This window comes from Sphingomonas aracearum (assembly GCF_003345355.1).
GTDB lineage: Bacteria > Pseudomonadota > Alphaproteobacteria > Sphingomonadales > Sphingomonadaceae > Sphingomonas > Sphingomonas aracearum.
In genome coordinates this window covers 673,007-693,410 of the sequence record NZ_QQNB01000002.1, presented here as the reverse complement: position 1 = coordinate 693,410, position 20,404 = coordinate 673,007, and the positions used below count along the sequence as shown (strand labels likewise).

19 protein-coding genes are annotated in these 20,404 nt (G+C 71.2%); 10 read left to right on the top strand and 9 right to left on the bottom strand.

What is annotated here, in order from left to right; genetic code table 11:
• Positions 1-20: 20 nt before the first annotated feature.
• From DVW87_RS10600 to DVW87_RS10590, 3 genes are all read right to left on the bottom strand, one after another.
• Positions 21-1,085, bottom strand: a complete 1,065-nt coding sequence (locus DVW87_RS10600) for a potassium channel family protein (RefSeq protein ID WP_114688196.1) — start codon at positions 1,083-1,085, stop codon at positions 21-23.
• A gap of 61 nt (positions 1,086-1,146) precedes the next feature.
• Entirely contained in the window at positions 1,147-1,698 is a 552-nt protein-coding gene (locus DVW87_RS10595) for a 3'-5' exonuclease (protein ID WP_114687727.1), read from the bottom strand.
• A gap of 54 nt (positions 1,699-1,752) precedes the next feature.
• Positions 1,753-2,340, bottom strand: coding sequence for an arylesterase (locus DVW87_RS10590; protein ID WP_114688195.1), 588 nt, complete (start codon positions 2,338-2,340; stop codon positions 1,753-1,755).
• A gap of 213 nt (positions 2,341-2,553) precedes the next feature.
• Here DVW87_RS10590 and DVW87_RS10585 point away from each other — a divergent pair, with 213 nt between their 5' ends.
• The 4 genes from DVW87_RS10585 (at position 2,554) to DVW87_RS10570 (ending at position 7,841) form a co-directional block, all read left to right on the top strand.
• The gene (locus DVW87_RS10585) at positions 2,554-5,013 is read left to right on the top strand and encodes a TonB-dependent receptor plug domain-containing protein (RefSeq protein ID WP_114687726.1); all 2,460 of its coding nucleotides are present in this window, start codon (positions 2,554-2,556) and stop codon (positions 5,011-5,013) included.
• Positions 5,014-5,128: 115 nt separating this feature from the next.
• Positions 5,129-6,052: a LysR family transcriptional regulator gene (locus DVW87_RS10580; protein ID WP_114687725.1), complete on the top strand. Its 924-nt coding sequence runs from the start codon at positions 5,129-5,131 to the stop codon at positions 6,050-6,052.
• 101 nt (positions 6,053-6,153) lie between these two features.
• Positions 6,154-7,365 (top strand): MFS transporter, encoded by a 1,212-nt coding sequence (locus tag DVW87_RS10575; RefSeq protein ID WP_239017857.1) that lies wholly within the window; start codon positions 6,154-6,156, stop codon positions 7,363-7,365.
• Positions 7,362-7,841: a (R)-mandelonitrile lyase gene (locus DVW87_RS10570; protein ID WP_239017856.1), complete on the top strand. Its 480-nt coding sequence runs from the start codon at positions 7,362-7,364 to the stop codon at positions 7,839-7,841. Before DVW87_RS10575 ends, DVW87_RS10570 begins: the two co-directional genes overlap by 4 nt.
• Before the next feature lie 255 nt (positions 7,842-8,096).
• Here DVW87_RS10570 and DVW87_RS10560 read toward each other — a convergent pair whose 3' ends face one another.
• A complete protein-coding gene (locus DVW87_RS10560; RefSeq protein ID WP_114687723.1) occupies positions 8,097-8,318 on the bottom strand; it encodes a hypothetical protein in 222 nt (73 codons plus the stop codon).
• 167 nt (positions 8,319-8,485) lie between these two features.
• Here DVW87_RS10560 and DVW87_RS10555 point away from each other — a divergent pair, with 167 nt between their 5' ends.
• The 3 genes from DVW87_RS10555 to DVW87_RS10545 all read left to right on the top strand — a co-directional run bounded on the left by DVW87_RS10555 (position 8,486) and on the right by DVW87_RS10545 (position 13,679).
• Positions 8,486-9,838, top strand: a complete 1,353-nt coding sequence (locus tag DVW87_RS10555) for an FAD/NAD(P)-binding protein (RefSeq protein ID WP_114687722.1) — start codon at positions 8,486-8,488, stop codon at positions 9,836-9,838.
• Positions 9,839-9,894: 56 nt separating this feature from the next.
• Complete coding sequence (locus DVW87_RS10550) at positions 9,895-10,485, top strand: NADPH-dependent FMN reductase (protein WP_114687721.1); 591 nt, start codon at positions 9,895-9,897, stop codon at positions 10,483-10,485.
• A gap of 230 nt (positions 10,486-10,715) precedes the next feature.
• The gene (locus DVW87_RS10545) at positions 10,716-13,679 is read left to right on the top strand and encodes a TonB-dependent receptor plug domain-containing protein (RefSeq protein WP_114687720.1); all 2,964 of its coding nucleotides are present in this window, start codon (positions 10,716-10,718) and stop codon (positions 13,677-13,679) included.
• An 88-nt stretch (positions 13,680-13,767) separates the two neighbouring features.
• Here the strand turns inward: DVW87_RS10545 and cobO are convergent, their stop codons facing one another.
• Entirely contained in the window at positions 13,768-14,373 is a 606-nt protein-coding gene (gene cobO, locus DVW87_RS10540; RefSeq protein WP_114687719.1) for a cob(I)yrinic acid a,c-diamide adenosyltransferase, read from the bottom strand.
• On the bottom strand, positions 14,370-14,894 hold the full coding sequence (gene cobU / locus DVW87_RS10535) for a bifunctional adenosylcobinamide kinase/adenosylcobinamide-phosphate guanylyltransferase (RefSeq protein WP_239017855.1): 525 nt from the start codon (positions 14,892-14,894) through the stop codon (positions 14,370-14,372). The genes cobO and cobU overlap by 4 nt, the downstream gene beginning before the upstream one ends.
• Before the next feature lie 53 nt (positions 14,895-14,947).
• Here cobU and DVW87_RS10530 point away from each other — a divergent pair, with 53 nt between their 5' ends.
• From DVW87_RS10530 to DVW87_RS10520, 3 genes are read left to right on the top strand one after another with little or no spacing between them, the layout of a single operon-like run.
• Positions 14,948-15,919 (top strand): threonine-phosphate decarboxylase, encoded by a 972-nt coding sequence (locus tag DVW87_RS10530; RefSeq protein ID WP_239017854.1) that lies wholly within the window; start codon positions 14,948-14,950, stop codon positions 15,917-15,919.
• Positions 15,912-16,850: an adenosylcobinamide-phosphate synthase CbiB gene (cbiB, locus tag DVW87_RS10525; RefSeq protein ID WP_114687717.1), complete on the top strand. Its 939-nt coding sequence runs from the start codon at positions 15,912-15,914 to the stop codon at positions 16,848-16,850. The genes DVW87_RS10530 and cbiB overlap by 8 nt, the downstream gene beginning before the upstream one ends.
• The gene (locus DVW87_RS10520; RefSeq protein ID WP_114687716.1) at positions 16,838-18,289 is read left to right on the top strand and encodes a cobyric acid synthase; all 1,452 of its coding nucleotides are present in this window, start codon (positions 16,838-16,840) and stop codon (positions 18,287-18,289) included. The genes cbiB and DVW87_RS10520 overlap by 13 nt, the downstream gene beginning before the upstream one ends.
• Here the strand turns inward: DVW87_RS10520 and cobS are convergent.
• The 3 genes from cobS to DVW87_RS10505 are packed head-to-tail and all read right to left on the bottom strand — an operon-like array spanning position 18,277 to position 20,404.
• Positions 18,277-18,990, bottom strand: a complete 714-nt coding sequence (gene cobS / locus DVW87_RS10515; RefSeq protein WP_114687715.1) for an adenosylcobinamide-GDP ribazoletransferase — start codon at positions 18,988-18,990, stop codon at positions 18,277-18,279. The genes DVW87_RS10520 and cobS overlap by 13 nt on opposite strands.
• Positions 18,987-19,997 (bottom strand): nicotinate-nucleotide--dimethylbenzimidazole phosphoribosyltransferase, encoded by a 1,011-nt coding sequence (cobT, locus tag DVW87_RS10510; protein WP_114687714.1) that lies wholly within the window; start codon positions 19,995-19,997, stop codon positions 18,987-18,989. Before cobT ends, cobS begins: the two co-directional genes overlap by 4 nt.
• The gene (locus tag DVW87_RS10505) at positions 19,994-20,404 is read right to left on the bottom strand and encodes a DUF1636 domain-containing protein (RefSeq protein ID WP_114687713.1); all 411 of its coding nucleotides are present in this window, start codon (positions 20,402-20,404) and stop codon (positions 19,994-19,996) included. Before DVW87_RS10505 ends, cobT begins: the two co-directional genes overlap by 4 nt.

Here is a 20,404-nt window from a genome sequence, read left to right as displayed (position 1 = left end):
GCCGACGAGGCGCTTGCCGCCTAGCCTGCCGCCTGGGGCTCCGTGGGCCGGTCCTCGCGCGGGCGCGCCTCCACCAGTTCGATGAGCATGTCGCCGGGCGCCAGCCTGCTTCCTTGCGCGTCCAGGATGCTGATCGCGCGGTCGCCGCGATAGATGCGCACCACTTGCCCGCCGGTCACCTCGCGCGGCGACTTGCCGACCTCCTCGGGCCGGACCGCGCGTTCCCGAAGCTCGATGCGGCCGTTATGGGTGACGAGATCGGCGACATAATCCGCGATGTGCGGCCCCGCCGTGCATTGCGCCAGTAGCTGGCCGCCGAAGCTGATCGGATTGACGATGATGCTGGCCCCGGCATCGCGGGCGAGCAGCTCGTTCTCGATCGCGGCGATGGAGACGGCGACGCCGGCATGAGGGGCGAGCCTGCGGCAGGTCAGCACGATGAGCACGGCCGTGTCGTCCCGGCCCGGGCAGACGATCACCGTGTGCGCGGCCGCGACCTTGGCGATTTCCAGCACCTTGTTGTGCGTGGCGTCTCCTTCGACCGTGACCACGCCCAGTTCCTCGGCAAGGCGGAGGCGCCGGGTGTCGGTGTCGACCACCACGATCCGCTCGGCCGGATGGCCGCGCTCCAGCAACTCGCCGACCGCCGCGGAGCCCGAGCGGCCATAGCCGCAGACGATCACGTGATCCCTGAGTTCGCGTCGTACCAGACCCATGCGCCACCGCTCCCATCCCTGCCGGAGCATGAAGCTGTACGCGCTTCCCAGGAAGATGAGGAACACGAAGATGCGGATCGGCGTGACCACAAAGGTATCGAACATCCGCGCCGAGGTGCTGACCGGCACGATGTCGCCATAGCCGACCGTGGTGACGGTGATGACGGTGAAATAGACGATGTCGAGAAAGGTCACCGAGCCGTCGCTGTTGTCGCGCAGGCCGGCGCGGTCGAGCCAGTGCCCGCCGAGCGCGATGCCGACGAGCAGCAGCACGGCGGCGGCGCGGATCGCCAGCGTCGCCACCGGGCCGAGCCGCCCGGCGCGAAAGAAGCGCGGGCGGACCTCGCGCAGGCCGGCGCGCGCGGCCATGCGGCCGGGCGGAAGGACGCGGCGGCGAGGATCGTGCGGCAGGCTCACGGCGCGGCGGTCCTCATGCGCGGTCCGCAAGCAGGTCGCGGGCCGCCTGTCGGGCACGCAGCCAGCTTTCCTGCTCGCCGATCGCATCGGCCAGCGCACGGTGCGCCGGCCGGGCGGCCTTGCCCGCGCTCGCCCGGGCGACAATGGTGTCCACCTCCGCGGCGAGCCGGGCAGGGGGAAGCGTGGGGGCGAGCATCTCCGTCACCGTGTCCGTCAGCGCGACGTCGGTATCGCGCAGGCGCAGCGCGTGGCGGGGCAGGCCTGCCGCCCGCAAGAGAGCGCTGAGCCACTTGCCGTCCCAGGAGGGCGCGCTGGCGAACAGGTCATGTCCGGCCAGCGTGTCCACCATGCGCCGCGCGACCTGCCCGTGCGGCGTTCCCTCGCTTGCCAGCGTCGCCCGGCTGATGCGGTGGATCGCCTCGGACGCCTCGTCCCAGTCGGTCCAGCCCTCCGCCGGCGCGATCAGGTGGCTTTCGGCGCGGCCATCCTCGAACACCCAGGCGACCTCGACCGGATAGCTGTCGTCGGACAGCGACGAGGCCTCGAAATCCAGGAACACCTTCATGCCGCCAGGAATGGCTCATTTGTCGCTCCCCGCCAAGCCGGTCGGCAGGAGCCGCTAGGCTGCCTCCGCCCTGCCGCGGGAAAGGGCCGCGGTGACGGCGGGCAGAAAGCCCTCGGCGACGAGCTCGATCGCGCGCGCATTCGGGTGCAGCCGGTCGCGCAGCACCAGTTCGGGATGGCCGAGCACCCCCTGCGGGAAGAAGGGAGCGAGGGCAGCGCCGTGTTTCGCCGCCAGCGCGGCGTACATCCCGTCATATCCCGCGGCGAGCGCGGACAGGAAGCGCGGCACCTCGAACGTCGCGAGCAGCACGGGAATGCCGCAGGCCCCAAGCTGCGCCAGGATCGCATCGAGGTTGGCGCGGGTGCGTTCCGGCGGAATGCCGCGCAGGAGATCGTTGGCGCCAAGCTCGACGATGGCGAGGTCCGGCTTGCGGGTGAGGCTCGCCAGGAGGCGCGGCAGCCGGCGCAGGCCGCCTTCGGTGGTGTCGCCGGAAACCCCGGCGTTCCGGACGGTCGCTCCCGGATCTTGGTGGCGCAGGAGGTGTTGCAGGCGGGCAGCAAAGGAGGCGGACGCGGGCAGGCCGTAGCCGGCCGTCAGGCTGTCGCCGATCGCGAGCACGTACGGCGAGGACGAGATGGGCATGATCCCGATATAGGTGGACCCGGCCGGGCTTTCACCGGGCCGCCCGCACAGCGGCAGGAATCGCAAAACATACCGGGTTGGTGGGCGATCATAGAAAAGCTTGCGCTTCCACAATCGCTTATGCGCGGCACAGAAGCGACGCGGGGTCTATCGCGGGGCAAAGGGTGGAGTCGCCGGAGAGCGATCCGCCCATTGCAGGACAAGGGAATCCGCATGCCTTCACTTCGTACCGCCGCTCTGCTTTCCGCGTCCGTGCTGGGCCTTGCCGCCACGCCCGCTTGGGCGCAGCAGGTGCCGCCCGCGCCGGCCGAGCAGGCACAGGCCGCGCCGGTCGCCGATGCCGCCACCCCGGAGCAGGAAGGCGACGAGATCGTCGTCACCGGCACGCGCGCGGAAGGGCGCACCCGTCTCGACAGCGTGTCGCCGGTGGACGTGCTGAGCGGCGCCAGCCTCCAGCGCCAGGGCACGACGGAGCTGGCCGCGGCGCTTTCCACCATTGCGCCCTCCATCGACTTCCCGCGCCCGTCCGCCAACGACGCCACCGACGCGATCCGCCCGGCCACGCTGCGCGGCCTGTCGCCGGACCAGACGCTGGTGCTGATCAACGGCATCCGTGGCCATACCTCCGCCAACCTCAACACCAACGGCACCGTTGGCCGCGGCTCGGCGGCGGTGGACCTCAACACCGTGCCCACCGCGGCGCTCGACCGGATCGAGGTGCTGCGCGACGGCGCCTCTGCCCAATATGGGTCGGACGCGATCGCCGGCGTCATCAACCTGCGCCTGCGCGAGGCGCGGTCCGGCGGCGGCGCGTCGGTGACCTACGGCTTCTACAACACGGATGTGGACACCGCGCGCGGCAGCCGCAGCGTGAGCGGCGAGCCGACCGTCACCGCGTCCGCCTGGCAGGGCATCGGCTTCGGCCGCGACGGCTTCCTGACCGTCTCCGGCGAGTATCTGAAGCGTCAGCCGACCAATCGCGCCGATTTCGACCCGCGCGTCTCGCCCTCCCGGGTGACGGGGCGCTATGGCGACCCCGAGGTCCGGCAATATACCGGCTTCGTCAACGCCGGCACGTCGCTGACCGACAATCTCAGCCTGTATGCATTCGGCGGCTATCAGGACCGCGACACCCGCGGCGCCGCCTTTCCGCGCGTTCGCGCCGGCAATGCCAGCGCCGACACGATCCGCCAGCTGGAACTGGCAGGCGCTGCGAACGGCTTCCTGCCGATCATCAACACCAAGACCAAGGACATCAACTCGGCGGTGGGCCTGCGCGGCACCTTTTCCGATTTCAATGTCGACCTATCGTTCAGCTACGGCCGCAACACCGTCGATTTCCGGACGCTGAACTCGGCCAACTACGCCTTCGGCTCGGCCACGCCTCGCAACTTCTACGATGGCGCGGTCGCTTATGACCAAAGTGTCGCCGGGCTGGACGTTTCCCGCAGGTTCGACGTGTTCCAGTCGCTGAACGTCGCCTTCGGCATCGAAGGGCGCCGCGAAGGCTACAAGATCACCGCCGGCGAGCCCGCATCCTACGATTACCCGGCGGGCGCGACCGATGCCGTTGCCGGCTCCGCGCCCGGTGCGCAGGGCTTTGGCGGCTTTGCCCCGCGCAACGCCGTTGAGCGCAGCCGGCGCAGCGGCAGCATCTACCTCGACGTCGAGGCGCAGCTGACCGACAAGCTGCTGGTCGGCATCGCCGGGCGCGGCGAGCATTATTCGGACTTCGGCAGCACCGCCAACGGCAAGCTGTCCGCACGCTACGATTTCACCCCGTGGCTCGCGCTGCGCGGCACCGCGTCCACCGGCTTCCGCGCGCCGTCGCTGCAGCAGCAGTATTTCACGCAGGTCGCCTCCGTGGTGACCAACGGCCTGCCGGTGCTCACCGGAACCTATCCGTCGGTCAGCCCGGTCGGCACGGCGCTGGGCGGGCTGCCGCTGGAGCCGGAAAAGTCCACCAACCTGTCGGTCGGCACCGTCATCCGCGCCGGCGGGTTCGACCTGACGGTGGACGCCTACCGCATCCACATCCGTGACCAGATCGGCCTGTCGGAAAACATCAGCGGCGGCTTCAGCCCGCAGGTCGGGGCGCTGCTGGCCCCGTTCAACGTCTCGGCGGCACGCTTCTTCATCAACGGGCTGGCTTCCACCACCAAGGGCATCGACGCGGTGGCGCATTATCGCCTGCGGACGGAAAGCGCCGGCGCCTTCGACTTCACGGTGGCGGCCAACATCAACGACGCGAAGGTCACCCGGGTGCCGACCTCCACCGCGACGCTCAACCCGGCACCGACCCTGTTCGCGCGCAGCCGTATCCTGACGCTGGAGGACGGCACGCCGCAGGAAAAGGTGACCGGCACGATCGACTGGTCGCTCGACCGGCTCGGCGCGCTGGCCCGCGTCACCTATTACGGGGACGTCAACCAGGCGGGCACGGTGGCAAGCGCCGACGTGCATACCGGCAAGCGCGCCATCACCGACCTCGAGCTGCGCTATGCGGCCCCCAAGGGCGCGCAGATCGGCCTGGGCGTGAGCAACGTGTTCGACGTCTATCCGGAACGCCAGAGCGCGGCGAACAACAGCACGGGCGTGCTCGGCTTTCCCTATTACTCGCCGTTCGGCTTCAACGGGCGGTTCCTTTACGTCCGCGCGGGCCTGAACTGGTGAGGGCTGCGCAACGGTGCTGACCGTTCCGGACCGGCCCGGCGCGGGCCTCAAGAGGGCCGCGCCGGGCCGGTCCGGGCGTTGCCTTTGACCGGCGCGCCCGGCACAAGGAACGCGCATGCGTATCGCCCGCACGGACATCGCGGATTTCGCCTATTTCCTCGCCCTGGCGAGGCATCGCAGCTTTCGGCGCGCCGGGCTGGAACTGGGGGTGAGCGCCTCGGCGATGAGCCACTCGCTCAAGGGGCTGGAGGCGCGGATCGGCGTGCGTCTGGTCAACCGGACGAGCCGCAGCGTCACGCTGACGGCCGCCGGCGAGGAATTGCACGCCGCGCTCGCCGACCCGTTCGACGCGATCGGCACCGCCATCGAGGGGCTCAACCGCTATCGCGATGCGCCCGCCGGACGGATCAGCCTCAACGTGATGGAGCATGCAAGCTCGCTGCTGCTCGCGCCCGTGCTGCCGGTGTTCATGGAGCGATACCCCGACATCGCCATCGAGGTGACCGTCACCAACAATCTGGTCGACGTGGTGGCAAAGGGCGCGGACGCCGGCATCCGCTGGGGCGGCACCGTGCCGGAGGACATGGTGGCGCAGCGGCTGTCGGGCGATATCCGCTGGGTGGTGGTGGGCGCGCCGGCCTATCTCGATCGCCACGGCGCGCCGCGGCACCCACGGGATCTTGCCGGTCACCGGTGCCTGCGCGCGCGCCTCGGCAACGACAGCATCTATCGCTGGGAGTTCGAGCAGCACGGCACGGAGATCGTCGTGGACGCGCCCGGCGCCATCACGGTCGAGAACAGCCAGTTCACCCTCGATCTTGCGCTCGCCGGCGCGGGTCTCGCCTATCTGCCCGAACCCAGCGTCACGCCGTTCCTAGCGCAGGGGCGGCTCCACGAGGTGCTGTCCGACTGGGCGCCGATGGGCGAGGGCTTTCACATATACTATCCGGGCCGCCGCCAGTTGCCGGCCGGATTGCGCCTGCTCATCGATCTGGCGCGCGAACTGCAACCGCTGGCGCCGGCCCCGCGCCATCGTTGAACGCTCTTCATCCCGCCATCGCGCCGGTGGCGGGTAATCGGAGCCCCGGGAGAAGCCTAGATCGGCCCGGTCGATCATGAGCAATCCAGGGGAGCCGATACGTGGCACAATCACTGGCGGTCCGGCCGCCGACGGCTTCGGGCCGGCCCCGCCCGGGCTGGAGCGCCGTTTTCGCGCTGACCTTGTGCGTTTCCACGCTGATCGCGTCCGAGTTCATGCCGGTGAGCATCCTGACGCCGATCGCGGCCGACCTGCACCTGAGTGAAGGCGCCGCCGGCCAGGCCATCGCGATCTCCGGCCTGTTCGCGGTGCTGACCAGCCTGTCGCTCGCGCCGCTGACCCGGGGCATGGACCGGCGCCGCCTCCTGCTCGGGCTCACCCTCGCCATGCTGGCGTCGGGCCTCTTGGTCGCGTTCGCGCCGAACGAGTTGACGTTCATGGCCGGCCGCGCGCTGATCGGCGTCGTGGTGGGCGGCTTCTGGTCGATGTCCGCCGCCACCGTGATGCGGCTGGTGCCGGAGGCGGAGGTGCCGCGCGCGCTGGCGCTGCTCAACGGCGGCAACGCGGTGGCGACCACGATCGCGGCGCCGCTCGGCAGCTTTCTCGGCCAGTTCGTCGGCTGGCGCGGCGCTTTCTTCGTGGTGGTGCCGCTCGCCGCCGTGACGTTCGCCTGGCAGTGGCTGGTCCTGCCGGCCATGCCCGCGGAGCGGGAGGCGGGCGGCGGCGCGCTGGGGCTGCTGCGCCGCCCCGGCGCGCGCATCGGCGTGGCGGCGGCAGGGTTGCTGTTCGCCGGGCAGTTCGCGCTGTTCACCTATGTGCGCCCGTTCCTGGAGGGCGTGACGGGACTGTCCGTGCCCGCCTTGTCGGTCGTTCTGCTGCTGATGGGGTTGGGTGGCCTGCTTGGCAGCTGGGCGGCCGGGCGGCTCGTGGCGCGAAGCATGGCGGGCACGTTGATGCTGGCGCCCCTGGGGCTTGCCGCCATCGCGCTGGCGCTGACCGCCGCCGGCTCGCAGGCCGTAGCTAGCGCCGTTCTGCTGGCGCTGTGGGGCGCGATCGGCACGGGGGCGCCGGTCGCGTGGTGGACGTGGGTCGCGCGCCGCTTTCCGGGGGACGCGGAGGCCGGGGGCGGGCTGCTGGTGGCCGTGATCCAGCTCGCGATCACGCTGGGCGCGGCCGGGGGTGGATTGCTGTTCGATGCCGGCGGCTACCGCGCCACCTTTGTCGCCAGTGCCGCGTTGCTCCTGTTCGCCGCGCTGCTCGCCGGACTGGATGCGCGGCTGGCCGGCAAGCCCACCGAGGGGGCCGCTCGATGATCCCGTTCCTTCCGGCACTTGCCCTGCTCGCCCTTCCCGAACCCGCACTGCAAAGGAGCACCGCCATGGAAATCAACCGCAAGCATGACCAGAAGACCGTCGACGGCCCCGCCGACTATTTCACCGGCACGGTCACCATCACCGGCCAGTTCCAGCGTCCCGACCCGTCGCGCGTTGGCGGCGCCATCGTGCATTTCGCGCCGGGCGCGCGCACGGCATGGCACAGCCACCCGGCCGGACAGACGCTGATCGTCACCGAAGGCGTGGGCTGGACCCAGGTGGAGCACGGACCGAAGCTGGAATTCCAAGCGGGCGACATATTGTGGTGCCCGGCGGACCGCCGCCACTGGCACGGCGCGACGCCGCATGCGGCCATGGCCCACATCGCGATCCAGGAGTCCGTCGATGGCTCGCCCGTGACCTGGATGGAGAAGGTGAGCGACGAGGAATATCTCGCCGGCGAGCCCGAGGGCTGAGCGGCATCCTCACTGCGTCGGGAGGGGAGTACCCTCCGGTGATGCAGGCTGGCGATCGCGCCGGGACAGCAGATCAGGATGCCGTCCACGCTGCGCGCCGCCGGGGCGCCGCGGAAGGCGGCCTCGATGCCGGAAGACGGCAGTTCGCTCATGCCCGGCCTCTCCCAAGAAAAGGCGGTCCGGCCCGAGGGCCAGACCGCAGGATACGCCCAGGGAGCTAACCAGGACGCGTCTCGAAAGGCACCTGTGAAAAGGTCAGAAGGCGCTGCCGGAGCTGTTCGCCGCGCCGGGCAGCGCCGCATCCGCGCTGTTGTTGCCGATCGTGGCTTCGTCCACCGCCGAAAGGTTCTCGTCCGCGGGGACCTCTTCGTTCCGCGACAGCTCGCTGGTGCTGGCGGTGTTGCCCTGTTCCGAACCGGAGCATGCGCCCAGCGCGATGGCGGCGGCGGCCAGCGAAACGAGCACGATCTTCCTCATGCGCACACTCCCTTCGGTGCCGGCGCCGACCCCCGGCGCGGCGCCCCAACGGGAGAATGCACGAAACCCTATCAGGTAAGTGGGAGAAAAACTTGACCCGTTCGAAGCCCGGGTTGAAGCGGGGGCGCGCCGGCTGATAGGTGGCAGCTCCCCGGGGAGAACAGACGTTGATCCGACATGTGGCCATCATCGGCGCGGGCTTTTCCGGCACGTTGCAGGCGATCAACCTGTTGCGGCACGACGGGCCGCGCGCCACCCTGATCGAACGGGGCGCGGTGGCGGGCAGGGGGATCGCCTATGGCGCGGCCGATCCCAGCCACCTCCTCAACGTGCGGGCGGGCAACATGAGCGCGTTTCCGGACGAGCCGGACCACTTCGTGCGCTGGCTGGGGGCGCGCGGCATGGCGGACGCGGCGGGCGGGTTCGTGCCCCGGCTGGTCTTCGGCGAATATCTGCAATCGCTGCTCGATGCGGCGCGGGCGACGGCGGGCGAGCGGCTCGCCATCGTGGCCGGCGAGGCGGTGGATGTGGAGACGGGCGAGGACGTCCGCATCCGCCTTGCCGACGGGCGCGTGCTGGCGGCGGACGCCGCGGTGCTTGCCGCCGGGAACCTGCCGCCGCATGCGCCTCCCGGCCTCGATCCTGCGCAGCTGTCGCCGGACCGCTACCGCAGCAATCCCTGGGCGACCGACCTTGCCGATGGCCTCGGCGCCGGGGATACGGTGCTTCTGATCGGCACCGGCCTCACCATGGTGGACGTGGCGCTGACGCTGGACGCGCGCGGTTTCCGCGGACGCATGGTGGCGCTTTCGCGGCGCGGCCTGCTGCCCCGTCGGCACAAGGCGGCGCGCGCGCCCGATCAGCCGCTCGACACCCGGCCGGTTGCGACCCCTTCGGCGCTGGTGCGCATCGTGCGGGAGCGGGCAGGGGAGATCTGCTGGCGACAGGCGGTGGACGAACTCCGCCCGTTCACCCAAGGCATATGGGCCAATGCGTCCCGGCCGGAGCGGCAGCGTTTCCTGCGCCACCTGCGGCCCTGGTGGGACGTGCACCGCCACCGCATCGCCCCCGCCGTGGCGGAACGGCTGGCGGCGCTGCGCGCGGAAGGCAGGCTCGTCACGGTGGCGGGCAAGACGATGGCCTTTGCCGAAGTGGAGCAGGGCATCGCCGTGCAATGGCGCCCGCGTGGCACGGACCGTCCCGAACGGCTGGTCGTGCAGCGCATCGTCAACTGCACCGGGCCGCAGGGCGACCTGACCCGCACGGAGGAGCCGCTGCTGCAAGCGTTGCTGGCGCGGGGCGCGATCCGGCCCGATGCGGAGCATCTCGGCCTCGACGTCGATCCCGGCTGCGCGGTGGTGGGCGCCGGCGGAGCGGCCGGCGAGCGGCTCTTCGCGCTGGGGCCGATGACCCGCGGCGCCTTTTGGGAGATCGTGGCCGTGCCGGACATCCGGCGCCAGAGCTGGGATCTCGCCCGCCGACTGTCCAACGCGCACTGGGTGGCCGGCGAGGGTCTGTAGCAGCGGGATCGCCCTGCCGGCCCGGCAGGCGCAGGCACCAACGAAAGGAATGACACATGGCCGACAGAATCCTGATCTTCTACGGCTCCTACCGATCGGACCGGCAGGGCATCCGGCTGGCGCAGTGGCTGGTGCGCGCCTTCGCCGCGCGCGGGGCGGCGGCCGAACTGGTCGATGCCAAGGCGCTGGACATGCCGATGCTGGACCGGATGTACAAGGAATATGCACCCGGAGAGGCCCCGCCGGCGCTTGCCGACCTGGCCGAGCGGATCAAGGCGGCGGACGCCTTCGTGTTCGTGGCCGGCGAATATAACTGGGGCGTCCAGCCCGGCCTCAAGAACCTGACCGACCACTTCCTGGAGGAGTGGTTCTGGCGACCGGCGGCGATCGCCAGCTATTCGGCCGGCCGTTTCGCCGGAGCGCGGGCCGGGCTCGCCTGGCACGGCATCCTGTCCGAGATGGGCATGGTGGTGGTGTCGAGCTCGCTGGCCGTGGGCGGGATCGGCCATGCGTTCGACGCGGCGGGCGAGCCGAGCGGCGATGGCGGCGGGGCACTCGTGCGCGCATTTCCGCGCTTTGCGGACGATCTTGCCTGGTGGACCGACGCGGCGCGCACGCAACGCACGCGACAGGCGCCGCCTTATTGAGCGGCCCGCGGACGGGTCATGCCTCGTGACCTATTTGCAACAATCGGGCAAAAGTTGGACCTGAACCGCCCGGGCGCCCTTTACTCGCCCCGGCGGCGGTCGCAATCAGCGCGCCGACATTTCGGCGCGGGGATCCCGACAGGGGGGATCCGGGGGCGCCGTGCTGGACGAGTCAGGGCCCGGACGCCTCGCGGCGTGCGGTTTCGTCAAGCAGAGAAGGTCGCAGAAGAATGATAAGCCTGAACCGCGCCCGCCGCAGCATCCTGCTGCGTGGTGCCGCACTTCCCATCCTCGCTTTCGCAGGAACCCTTCCGGCCAACGCCCAGGTCGCGACCCCGGGCAACGGCGCGCAGGTGACGCCCACCGTCCCGCCCGCCGACTCGAACGTGCAGAGCCCGCCGGCCGCGACCCCGGACACGCCCCAGGAGGCCGGCACCGAGACCGCCGACAGCGGCGCGCAGAGCGGCGGCGGCGACATCGTCGTCACCGGCTCCATCTTCCGCCGCACCGACACCGAGACGCCCTCGCCGGTGACCGTGCTGAGCGCCGAGAACCTGGCGCGCGCCGGCATCAACAACGCCTCGGACGCGGTGCGCTCGATCTCCGCCGACAGCTCCGGCTCGATCCCGACCGCCTTCTCCAACGGCTTCGGCGCGGGCTCCTCGGCCGTGTCGCTGCGCGGCCTGTCCGTGAACTCCACGCTGACGCTGATCGACGGCGTGCGCACGGCCTATTACCCGCTCGCCGATGACGGCCAGCGCTCGTTCGTCGACCTCAACACGATCCCCAACGCCACCATCGACCGCGTGGAAGTGCTGAAGGACGGCGCGTCCTCCAGCTACGGCGCGGACGCGATCGCCGGCGTGGTGAACATCATCACCAAGAAGGAAATCACCGGCATCGAGGGCACGCTGGAAGGCGGCACCACGGAGCGCGGCGACGGCGGCTCGCAACGCGCGACGCTGACGGTCGGCCATGGCAAGCTCAACGAGCAGGGCTGGAACGTCTATGTCAGCGGCGAGTACCAGCATGACGACGCGATCTACAATCGGAACCGCGGCTTTCCGTACAACACCAACGACCTGTCGAGCATCGGCGGCGACAACAACAATCCCGGCTCCGTGGTGCCCGGCACCACCACCAGCGCGATCGTCGCGCCCAGCGGCCAGACGATCGTCGGCAACCCGCTGTCGGGCACCGGCCTCACCAGCGGCCCGTGGCGCATCCTGAACCCGAACGGCTGCCAGACGGGCCAGATCACCGTCACCGGCGCACAGGGCGTCGGCTGCGAGCAGAACACCGTGCGCGATTACGGCCAGCTCCAGCCGGAGCAGACCCGCTTCGGCGGCGTCGTCCACGTCACCGGCAATCTGGGCGAGGACACGCAGGCCTATGCCTCGATCTCCTATTTCCAGAACCAGGTGATCGCCACCGGCACGCCCAACGGCGTGCGCTCGGCCAATCCGGTGAACACGCTGTCGATCGTGCTGCCGGCTCTGCTCAGCAACGGGCAGCTGAACCCGAACAACCCGTTCGCGGGCACCGGCCAGGCGGCGGCGATCCGCTACCTGTTCGGCGACATCGCGTCGCGTTCGGAATACAAGAACCGCGTGCTGCGCAGCACGGCGGGCATTTCGGGCAAGTTCGGCGACGGCTTCACCTACTCGGTGGACGCAACCGCCGCCAAGTCGTGGCTGACGATCCAGCAGGACGGGTACATCAACCTGCCGGCGCTGATCGGCGCGATCAACACCGGCAGCTACAACTTCGTCGATCCCAGCCAGAACACCGATGCGGTGCGCAGCGCCCTGTCGCCGCGCGTCACCACGCAGGCGACCAGCGATCTGGACATGATCCAGGCGGTGGTGACCAAGGACCTGTTCCAGCTGCCGGGCGGCGCGCTGCAGGTGGGCGTGGGCGGATCGTACCGCTATGAAGCGGTCAACGATCCCAACCAGAACGCCAACGCGCAGACGCTGAACCTCAACCAGTTCAGCGCGGTCGGCCACCGCTACGTGACCTCGGGCTATTTCGAGATCAACGCGCCGGTGCTCAACTCGCTGGAGATCAACGGTTCGGGTCGCTACGACCATTATTCGGACGGGTTCAGCCGCTTCTCGCCCAAGATCGGCGCGAAGTTCACGCCGATCAAGGAAGTGGCCTTCCGCGGCACCTTCTCCAAGGGCTTCCGCGCGCCGAGCTTTGCGGAGCTCGGTGGCTCGGTGACGGGCTTCACCAGCGGCCGTCCGCCCTGCTCGATCCAGGTCCAGCATGGCGCGACCGACAATGGCGACGGCACCTGCTCGGGCGGCAGCTCGTACAACCAGACCTATGGCTTCGGTAACACGACGCGGGGCGATCCGAACATCAAGCCGGAGAAGTCCACCAGCTTCACCGGCGGCATCGTCGCCCAGCCGACGCGCTGGCTGAGCTTCACGGCGGATTACTACAACATCCGCAAGACGGACGTGATCTCCTCGGCCCCGCTGCTCGGCCAGGCGCTGGACGCCCATTATGCGGGCGAGCCGCTGCCGACCGGGTACACGGTGACGCTGGACGCGATCGATCCGGCCTTCCCGGATGCGCCGCAACGCGTGCTGTTCATCAACGGGCCGTTCGCCAACGCCGCGGCGCTGCGTACGCAGGGCCTGGACTTCTCGGCGCAGGTGCAGGTGAAGCCGACGGACGGGGTGAAGTTCACCAGCCGTGCGGAAGCGACCTACATCATCAGCTACAAGTTCAAGCCGAGCGCCGACAGCCCGTATCAGGAGTTCGTGGGCACGCAGGCGCCCTACGTCACCTCCTCGGGTGCGGGCACGCCGGAATGGCGCGGCAACTGGCAGAACACGATCGAGGCCGGCCCCTACTCGCTGACCGCGACTGCCTATTACACCAAGGGGTTCAAGGCGGTGGCCGAGGACCAGTTCGGCGGCACCGACTGCCTGACCAGCAGCACGTATCAGGGCTCCGATCCCAACTTCAACTGCAAGGTCAACGACTTCATCGACGTCGACCTGGTCGGCAGCGTGGACGTGACCGACCGGATGCGGTTCTACTTCAACGTGGTCAACCTGCTGGACGCGCATGCGCCGCTCAACGCGGGCAACTATGCGGGCGTGAACTACAACCCGACCTATCACCAGATCGGGGCCGTGGGCCGCACCTTCCGCTTCGGCGCGAACTTCAAGTTCTAAGCGACTTGCGAGCCTAGCCGCGCTCACCGGCTACCCCTCGCTTGCACCTGGCGGCGTCTCTCCCTGTCGGAGAGGCGCCGTTTCTTTGTCAGAACTCTACGCCGGCCTGCGCCTTCACGCCTTGTTCGCGGAAGGGGTGTTTCAGCTCGCGCATCTCGGTGGCGAGATCGGCCGCCTCGATCAGCGCGTCCGGCGCATTGCGGCCGGTGACCACCACGTGCGTCATCGGCGGGCGCGCGGCGAACGCTTGCAGCACTTCTTCCACCGGCAGGTAGCCGTAGCGCAGCACGATGTTGAGCTCGTCCGCGACCACCATGGCATAGGAAGGATCGGCGACCATCCGGCGCACCTCCTCCCAGGCGGTTCGCGCAACCTGCGTGTCGCGCGTGCGGTCCTGCGTATCCCAGGTGAAGCCTTCGCCCATGGTCCTGAACTCGACGCCGGGCAGGTTCGCAAGGATCGCCGCCTCGCCCGTGCTCATCGCGCCCTTCACGAACTGCACCACGCCCACTTTCATGCCGTGCCCGGCCGCGCGCACCACCATGCCGAGCGCGGCGGTGGTCTTGCCCTTGCCCTTGCCGGTGTGGACGATCAGCAAGCCTTTCTCGACGTTCCGCTCGGCCACGATGCGGTCCTGCACCGCCTTCTTGCGCGCCATCTGCGCGGCATGTTCCTCGTCCGTCCGCACCGTCATCCTCCCGGTCCCTTGAGCCTGAGCGGCAGCCCCGCGACGACGAGGTCCACCGCGTCGCACACCGCCGCCATCCGCTGGTTGAGCAATCCCGCCGCGTCGCGAAACGCGCGGGCGAGCGCATTGTCCGGCACGATGCCGAAGCCGACTTCGTTGGCGACGAGCAGCACGCGCGCGGGCGACGCCTGCACCGCCGCCGCCAGCGCCTCGCCCGCGGCCTCCAGATCGGCGTCGGCGAGCAGCAGGTTGGACAGCCACAGGGTGAGGCAATCGACCAGCAGCACGCGGCCCGCCGCCCCCTCTCGCGCGATCGCCTGCGGCAGGTCGATCGGTGCCTCCGTCGTGCGCCAGCGCCGGTCGCGGTCGGCGCGGTGGCGGGCGATCCGGTCGCGCATCTCGTCGTCATAGGCCTGGGCGGTGGCGACGAACACGAGCTCGCCGCCGCCCTGTTCGGCCAACGCTTGCGCATGGCGGCTCTTGCCCGAGCGCGCGCCGCCCAGCACCAGGATCGTGCGTGCTTCCACTCCAGCGCCCTTCCGACTTGCCGTGTCCGGTCGGAATGGCGATGGCGGCGGCGATGAGGCAAGCGGAATCGCACCATTTCCTCCGCCATGGCGGGCGGCTCGATGCCGCGCGCGCCGCCTGGCCGGACGCGCCGGGCCCGTGGATCGACCTGTCCACCGGCATCAACCCGAAGCCTTGGCAGCCGGCCGCGCCCATCCCACACGATCTCGGGCCGCTCCCGGACGCCGGCGCGCTGCTGGCGCTGGAGGCCGCAGCGGCGGCGCATTTCGGCGTGGCGGCGGAGCGGGTGGCGGCGGTGCCGGGAAGCGAGATCGCCCTGCGCCTGCTGCCCGCGATCGGCCTGCCGGAGCCGATCGGGTCGGTCGGCCCGGGCTATCGCACCCACCGCGACGTGGCCCGCGGCAGCGGCGAGCCGCGCACGCTCCTGCTGGCCAACCCGAACAATCCGGACGGACGCCTCCATCGGCCGGACGCGCTGCTGGCGCTGGTGGAGCAGCAGCGCGGACGCGAGGGCTGGCTGGTGGTCGATGAAGCCTTCGCAGATGTGCACGAGGGAGCGGGCATCGCCGCGCCTCTGACGCCCGACGATCCCGTCATCGTGCTCCGCTCCTTTGGCAAGTTCTTCGGCCTGGCCGGCTTGCGCCTCGGCTTCGTCATCGCGCCTCCTGCCGTGCTGGCACGCTTTCGGGCATATCTGGGCGACTGGCCGGTGAGCGCACAGGCGATCGCCTGGGGGACGGCCGCTTATGCCGATGGCTCGTGGATCGCCGACACCCGCGCGTCGTTGAGGGAGCAGGCGGGGCGGCTGGATGCGTTGCTGCGCCGCCATGGGCTGGAGGCGCAAGGCGCGTGTCCGCTGTTCCGGCTGGTCGACCATCGGGATGCGGGCGCCGTGTTCGAGCGGCTGTCCCGCCGCGGCATCCTGACGCGCCCGTTCGAGGATCGGCCGAGCTGGCTGCGCTTCGGCCTGCCGGCAGACGGAGCCGCCTTCGATCGGTTGGACAAGGCGTTGGCGGGTGGGTGAGCCGGTCGCGCTGGCCGCGCTGGCGATGGATGCAGCGATCGGCTGGCCGGGGGCGCTGTACGTGCGGATCGGCCATCCGGTGGGCGGCGCGGCGTGGCTGATAGGCGTGGCGGAACGGCGCTGGAACCGACCGGATGCGGCGGAGGGCCGGCGGCGGGGCGCGGGCGTGCTGCTGATGGCGCTGCTGGTCGCCGGAACGGTCGCCATCTGTGTCGGGGTGCAGGCGCTCGCGGTGCTGCTTCTCGGGCGGTGGGCGTGGATCGCGGTGGTGGTGCTCGCCTGGCCGGCGCTGGCGCAGCGCAGCCTGTTCGACCATGTCCGCGCCGTCGCCGTGGCCTTGCAGGGCGGCGACCTGCCGGCCGCGCGTGCCGCGGTGGGGCGGATCGTCGGGCGGGACACGGATGCGCTGGACGAGGGCGGCGTGTCGCGCGCCGCGATCGAGAGCCTGGCGGAGAGCTTCTGCGACGGCGTCGTCGCGCCGTTGTTCTGGCTGCTCGTCGCCGGCCTGCCGGGCGTTTGGGCGTACAAGGCGATCAACACTGCCAACAGCCTGATCGGCCATCGCGAGCCCCGCTGGCGCGCGTTCGGCTGGGCCGCGGCACGGATCGACGACGCGGCGAACTGGGTGCCGGCGCGGCTGTCGGGCGTGCTGCTGTGCGTGGCGGGCGGGGGTGGCTGGCGCGTGTTGCGGCGTGACCACGCCCGCCATGCCTCGCCCAATGCCGGCTGGCCGGAGGCGGCGATGGCCGGCGCTTTGGGCGTCGCGCTGGCCGGGCCGGTCGCCTATGACGGCGCGGTGCAGGAGAAGTCGTGGATCGGGGAGGGCGGGCGTGCGGCCATGCCGACGGACCTGCGGCGGGCGCTGGCGATCTATCTGCGGGCCTGTGTGCTGCTCTGGCTGGCGGCGGGGGCGTTTGCATGGCTGCGGTGATGATCCAGGGCACCGGCTCCGACGTGGGCAAGTCGGTGCTGGTTGCCGGCCTGTGCCGCGCCTTTGCCAATCGCGGCCTGGCGGTGCGCCCGTTCAAGCCGCAGAACATGAGCAACAACGCCGCCGTCACCGCCGAGGGCGGCGAGATCGGCCGGGCGCAGGCGACCCAGGCGCTCGCCTGCCGCGTGGCGCCGAGCGTCGACATGAACCCGGTCCTGCTGAAGCCGCAGGGCGACCGCACGTCGCAGCTGATCGTGCGCGGGCAGGTGCGCGGCCGGCTGGAGGCGGCGCGCTGGCGCGAGGGCCGGGAGGGGCTGCTCGGCGAGGTGGTGGAGAGTTACCGGCGCCTCGCGGCGGAGGCGGACCTCGTCATGGTCGAGGGCGCGGGCTCGCCGGCGGAGGTGAACCTGCGCGCGGGCGACATCGCCAACATGGGTTTCGCACGCGCGGCGAACGTGCCGGTGGTGCTGGCCGGCGACATCGACCGCGGCGGGGTGATCGCCGCGCTCGTCGGCACGCACGCCGTGATCGCGGCCGAGGATGCGGCGATGATCCGCGGCTTTCTGGTCAACAAGTTCCGCGGCGATCCCGCGCTGTTCGCCGACGGGATGACGTTCGTGGAGGCGCGCACCGGGTGGCAGGGGCTCGGCATCGTACCCTGGCTTGCCGCCGCGCGCCGCCTGCCGAGCGAGGACGCCGTGGTGTTGCAGGCACCCGCGAGGGCCGGAGCGGGCAGGGTGGTGATCGCGTGTCCGGTCACGCCGCACATTGCCAATTTCGACGACCTCGATCCCTTGCGGCTGGAGCCCGGCGTCGAGCTGGTGATGGTGCCGCCCGGACGCCCGATCCCCGACGCGGCGCTGATCGTGCTGGCGGGCTCCAAGGCGACGTGCGCCGATCTCGACGCGATGCGGCGGGAGGGATGGGACATCGACATCGCCGCGCATGTGCGGCGGGGCCGGCCGGTGCTGGGCCTGTGCGGGGGCTATCAGATGCTCGGGCGCCGCGTTGCCGACCCGCTGGGGCTGGAAGGGCCGGCGCGCACCGTGGCGGGGCTGGGGCTGCTCGACGTGGAGTCGGTGCTGGGCGGCACCAAGACGTTGCGGCAGGTGACCGGCTGGGCGCTGGGCGCGCCGTTCACGGGCTACGAGATCCATCTCGGCGAGACGGTCGGACCCGATGCGGCACGGCCGGTCGGGCGGCTGGCGGATGGCCGGGCCGAGGGCGCGATGCGGGCGGACGGGCTGGTGGCGGGCAGCTATGTGCACGGGCTGCTGGGCGATGCGGCGCAGCGCGCGGCGTGGCTGGCGCGGATCGGCGTGGCAGCGCAGGGGCCGAATCATGCCGCGGACGTGGATGCGGCCCTGGACGAGATCGCCGGCGAGCTGGAACGCTGCCTCGATCTGGACGCGCTGCTGCGGATCGCTCAGGCGGCCTGAAGCGCAAAGGCGAGCAGCAGGCCGGTTTCCACCAGTTCGATGCCGGCACCGTGCACGTCGCCGGTCATCCCGCCCAGCTTGCGGCGAAACCACAGCGTCAGCGCGGGCACCAGCCCGAACGCGCACAGGAGCGGGGGCAGCAGCACGCTGGCGCCCGCCAGCACGGCGCTCCAGCCGATCAGGTCGCGCCGCCGCGCCGCGCCTGCGATGCTCGCCCCCAGCCCCTCCGGGCGGAGCGGCGGCAGCCAGCGCGCCCAGGCGAGCGGGCCGAGGCGGGCGGCCGCGGGGATCGCCAGCAGCGCCGGCCAGTGCATCGGCAGGAGGAGGTGGAGCAGCACCAGCTTGGCGGCGAGCTGAAGCACCAGCGCGACGACGCCGAAGCTGCCGACATGCGGGTCGCGCATCACCGCCAGCAGGCGCGTGCGGTCGCCATGCGCGGCGCCCAGGCCATCGGCGAGGTCGGCCAGCCCGTCGAGGTGCAGCGCGCCCGTCGCCCACACCCATGTCGCGGACGCCGCCAGCGCACCCAGCCATGGGTCCACGCGCCCGAGGCCCCAGCCCATGATCGCGACGAGCGCGCCGATGGCGAGCCCTGCCAGCGGATAAAGCCGCACCGCGGCGGCGAAATCCCCTGCACCGCCGGAAACGCGCGGCACCGGCAGGCGGGTGAGAAAGGCCAGCGCGATCAGCAGCCGCTTCATGCGGCGGAAACGCCCGCCTCGGCAAAGGTCGCCATGCGATTGTGCGCGGCCAGCGCGGCGCGGATCACCTGCACGGCAAGCGCCGCCCCGCTGCCCTCGCCCAGCCGCAGCTCCAGCCGCAGCAGCGGCGCCAGCCCGAGCCGGTCGAGCAGCCGAACATGGCCGCTCTCCGCCGAACAATGGCCGGCCAGGCAATGCGCGGCGATCGCGGGCGCGAAGCGGGCCAGCGGCGCGAGGGCGGAGGTGCAGATGAAGCCGTCCAGCACCACCGGCACCCGCGCGTGACGGGCGGCGATCACCGCGCCGGCGATGGCGGCGATCTCCCGGCCACCCAGGCGGCGCAGGATCTCGAACGCGGTGTCGAGATGATGGCGGTGCAGCGCGAGGGCCGCCGTCACGGCCTGCGCCTTGCGCGCCAGCCCGGCATCGTCCACGCCCGTGCCGCGCCCGGCCCAGTCGGCGCCGTCGCCGCCGAAGCTCGCTGCGGCAAGCGCCGCCGCCGCCGTCGAGTTGCCGATGCCCATCTCGCCGAGCACCAGCAGATCGGCGTCCCCGATTGCGGCGGCGCCCGCGTTCATGGCGGCGAGGCACTCCGCCTCCGTCATCGCCGGAGCGAGCGTGAAGTCGGCCGTGGGCGTGTCGAGGTCCAGCGGCACGACCGCCAGCGTCAGGCCGGCCGCTTGCGCCAGCGCGTTGATCGCCGCGCCGCCGGCCGCGAAGTTCGCCACCATCTGCGCGGTGACGCCGGCGGGAAAGGCGCTGACGCCCTGCGCGACCACGCCGTGATTGCCGGCGAACACCACCGCGCACCCGCGCTCGATCCTGGGACGCGCCGTGCCCTGCCAGCCGGCGAGAAAGACCGCGATCTCCTCCAGCCGGCCGAGCGAGCCGGGCGGCTTGGTGAGTTGCGCCTGGCGAGCGGCGGCGGCGGCGCGCGCGGCTTCGTCCGGCGGAGGCAGCGTCGCCAGCGCGCCGGCGACGTCTCCGGGCGAGGAGAAGCGGATCATTCGACCACGAAGTCCGCGGGCGGCGTGCGGGTGAGGAAGTGTCCCTTCACGCCCTCCGGCCAATCGCGATAGGGCACCTGTCCCCATTCGCTTCCGGCATAGGCCCGTGCGAAGTCGAGGATCGCACGCGCGCTCGCTTCTTCGGGAGCGAAGCGGCCGAGGACGTAGCCGACCCTGCCGGGCGCGCGCAGATGCACGGTGCAATGGTCGGTGCAGGCGAACAGGCAGGGCATCTCGTCCACGGCGATGCCGGCAAAGGCCGGGTCGGACGCCTGCACCTGCCGCAGCGCTTCGGCCAGCCGTGCGCCGCCGCGCCGGCCCTCGCCATCGTCGCGCGCCTCGGCCGAGAAGCGGCAGGTGTTGCAGGCGATCACCGCCGCGCCCGAAGCGGCCGGACGCAGCGCCAT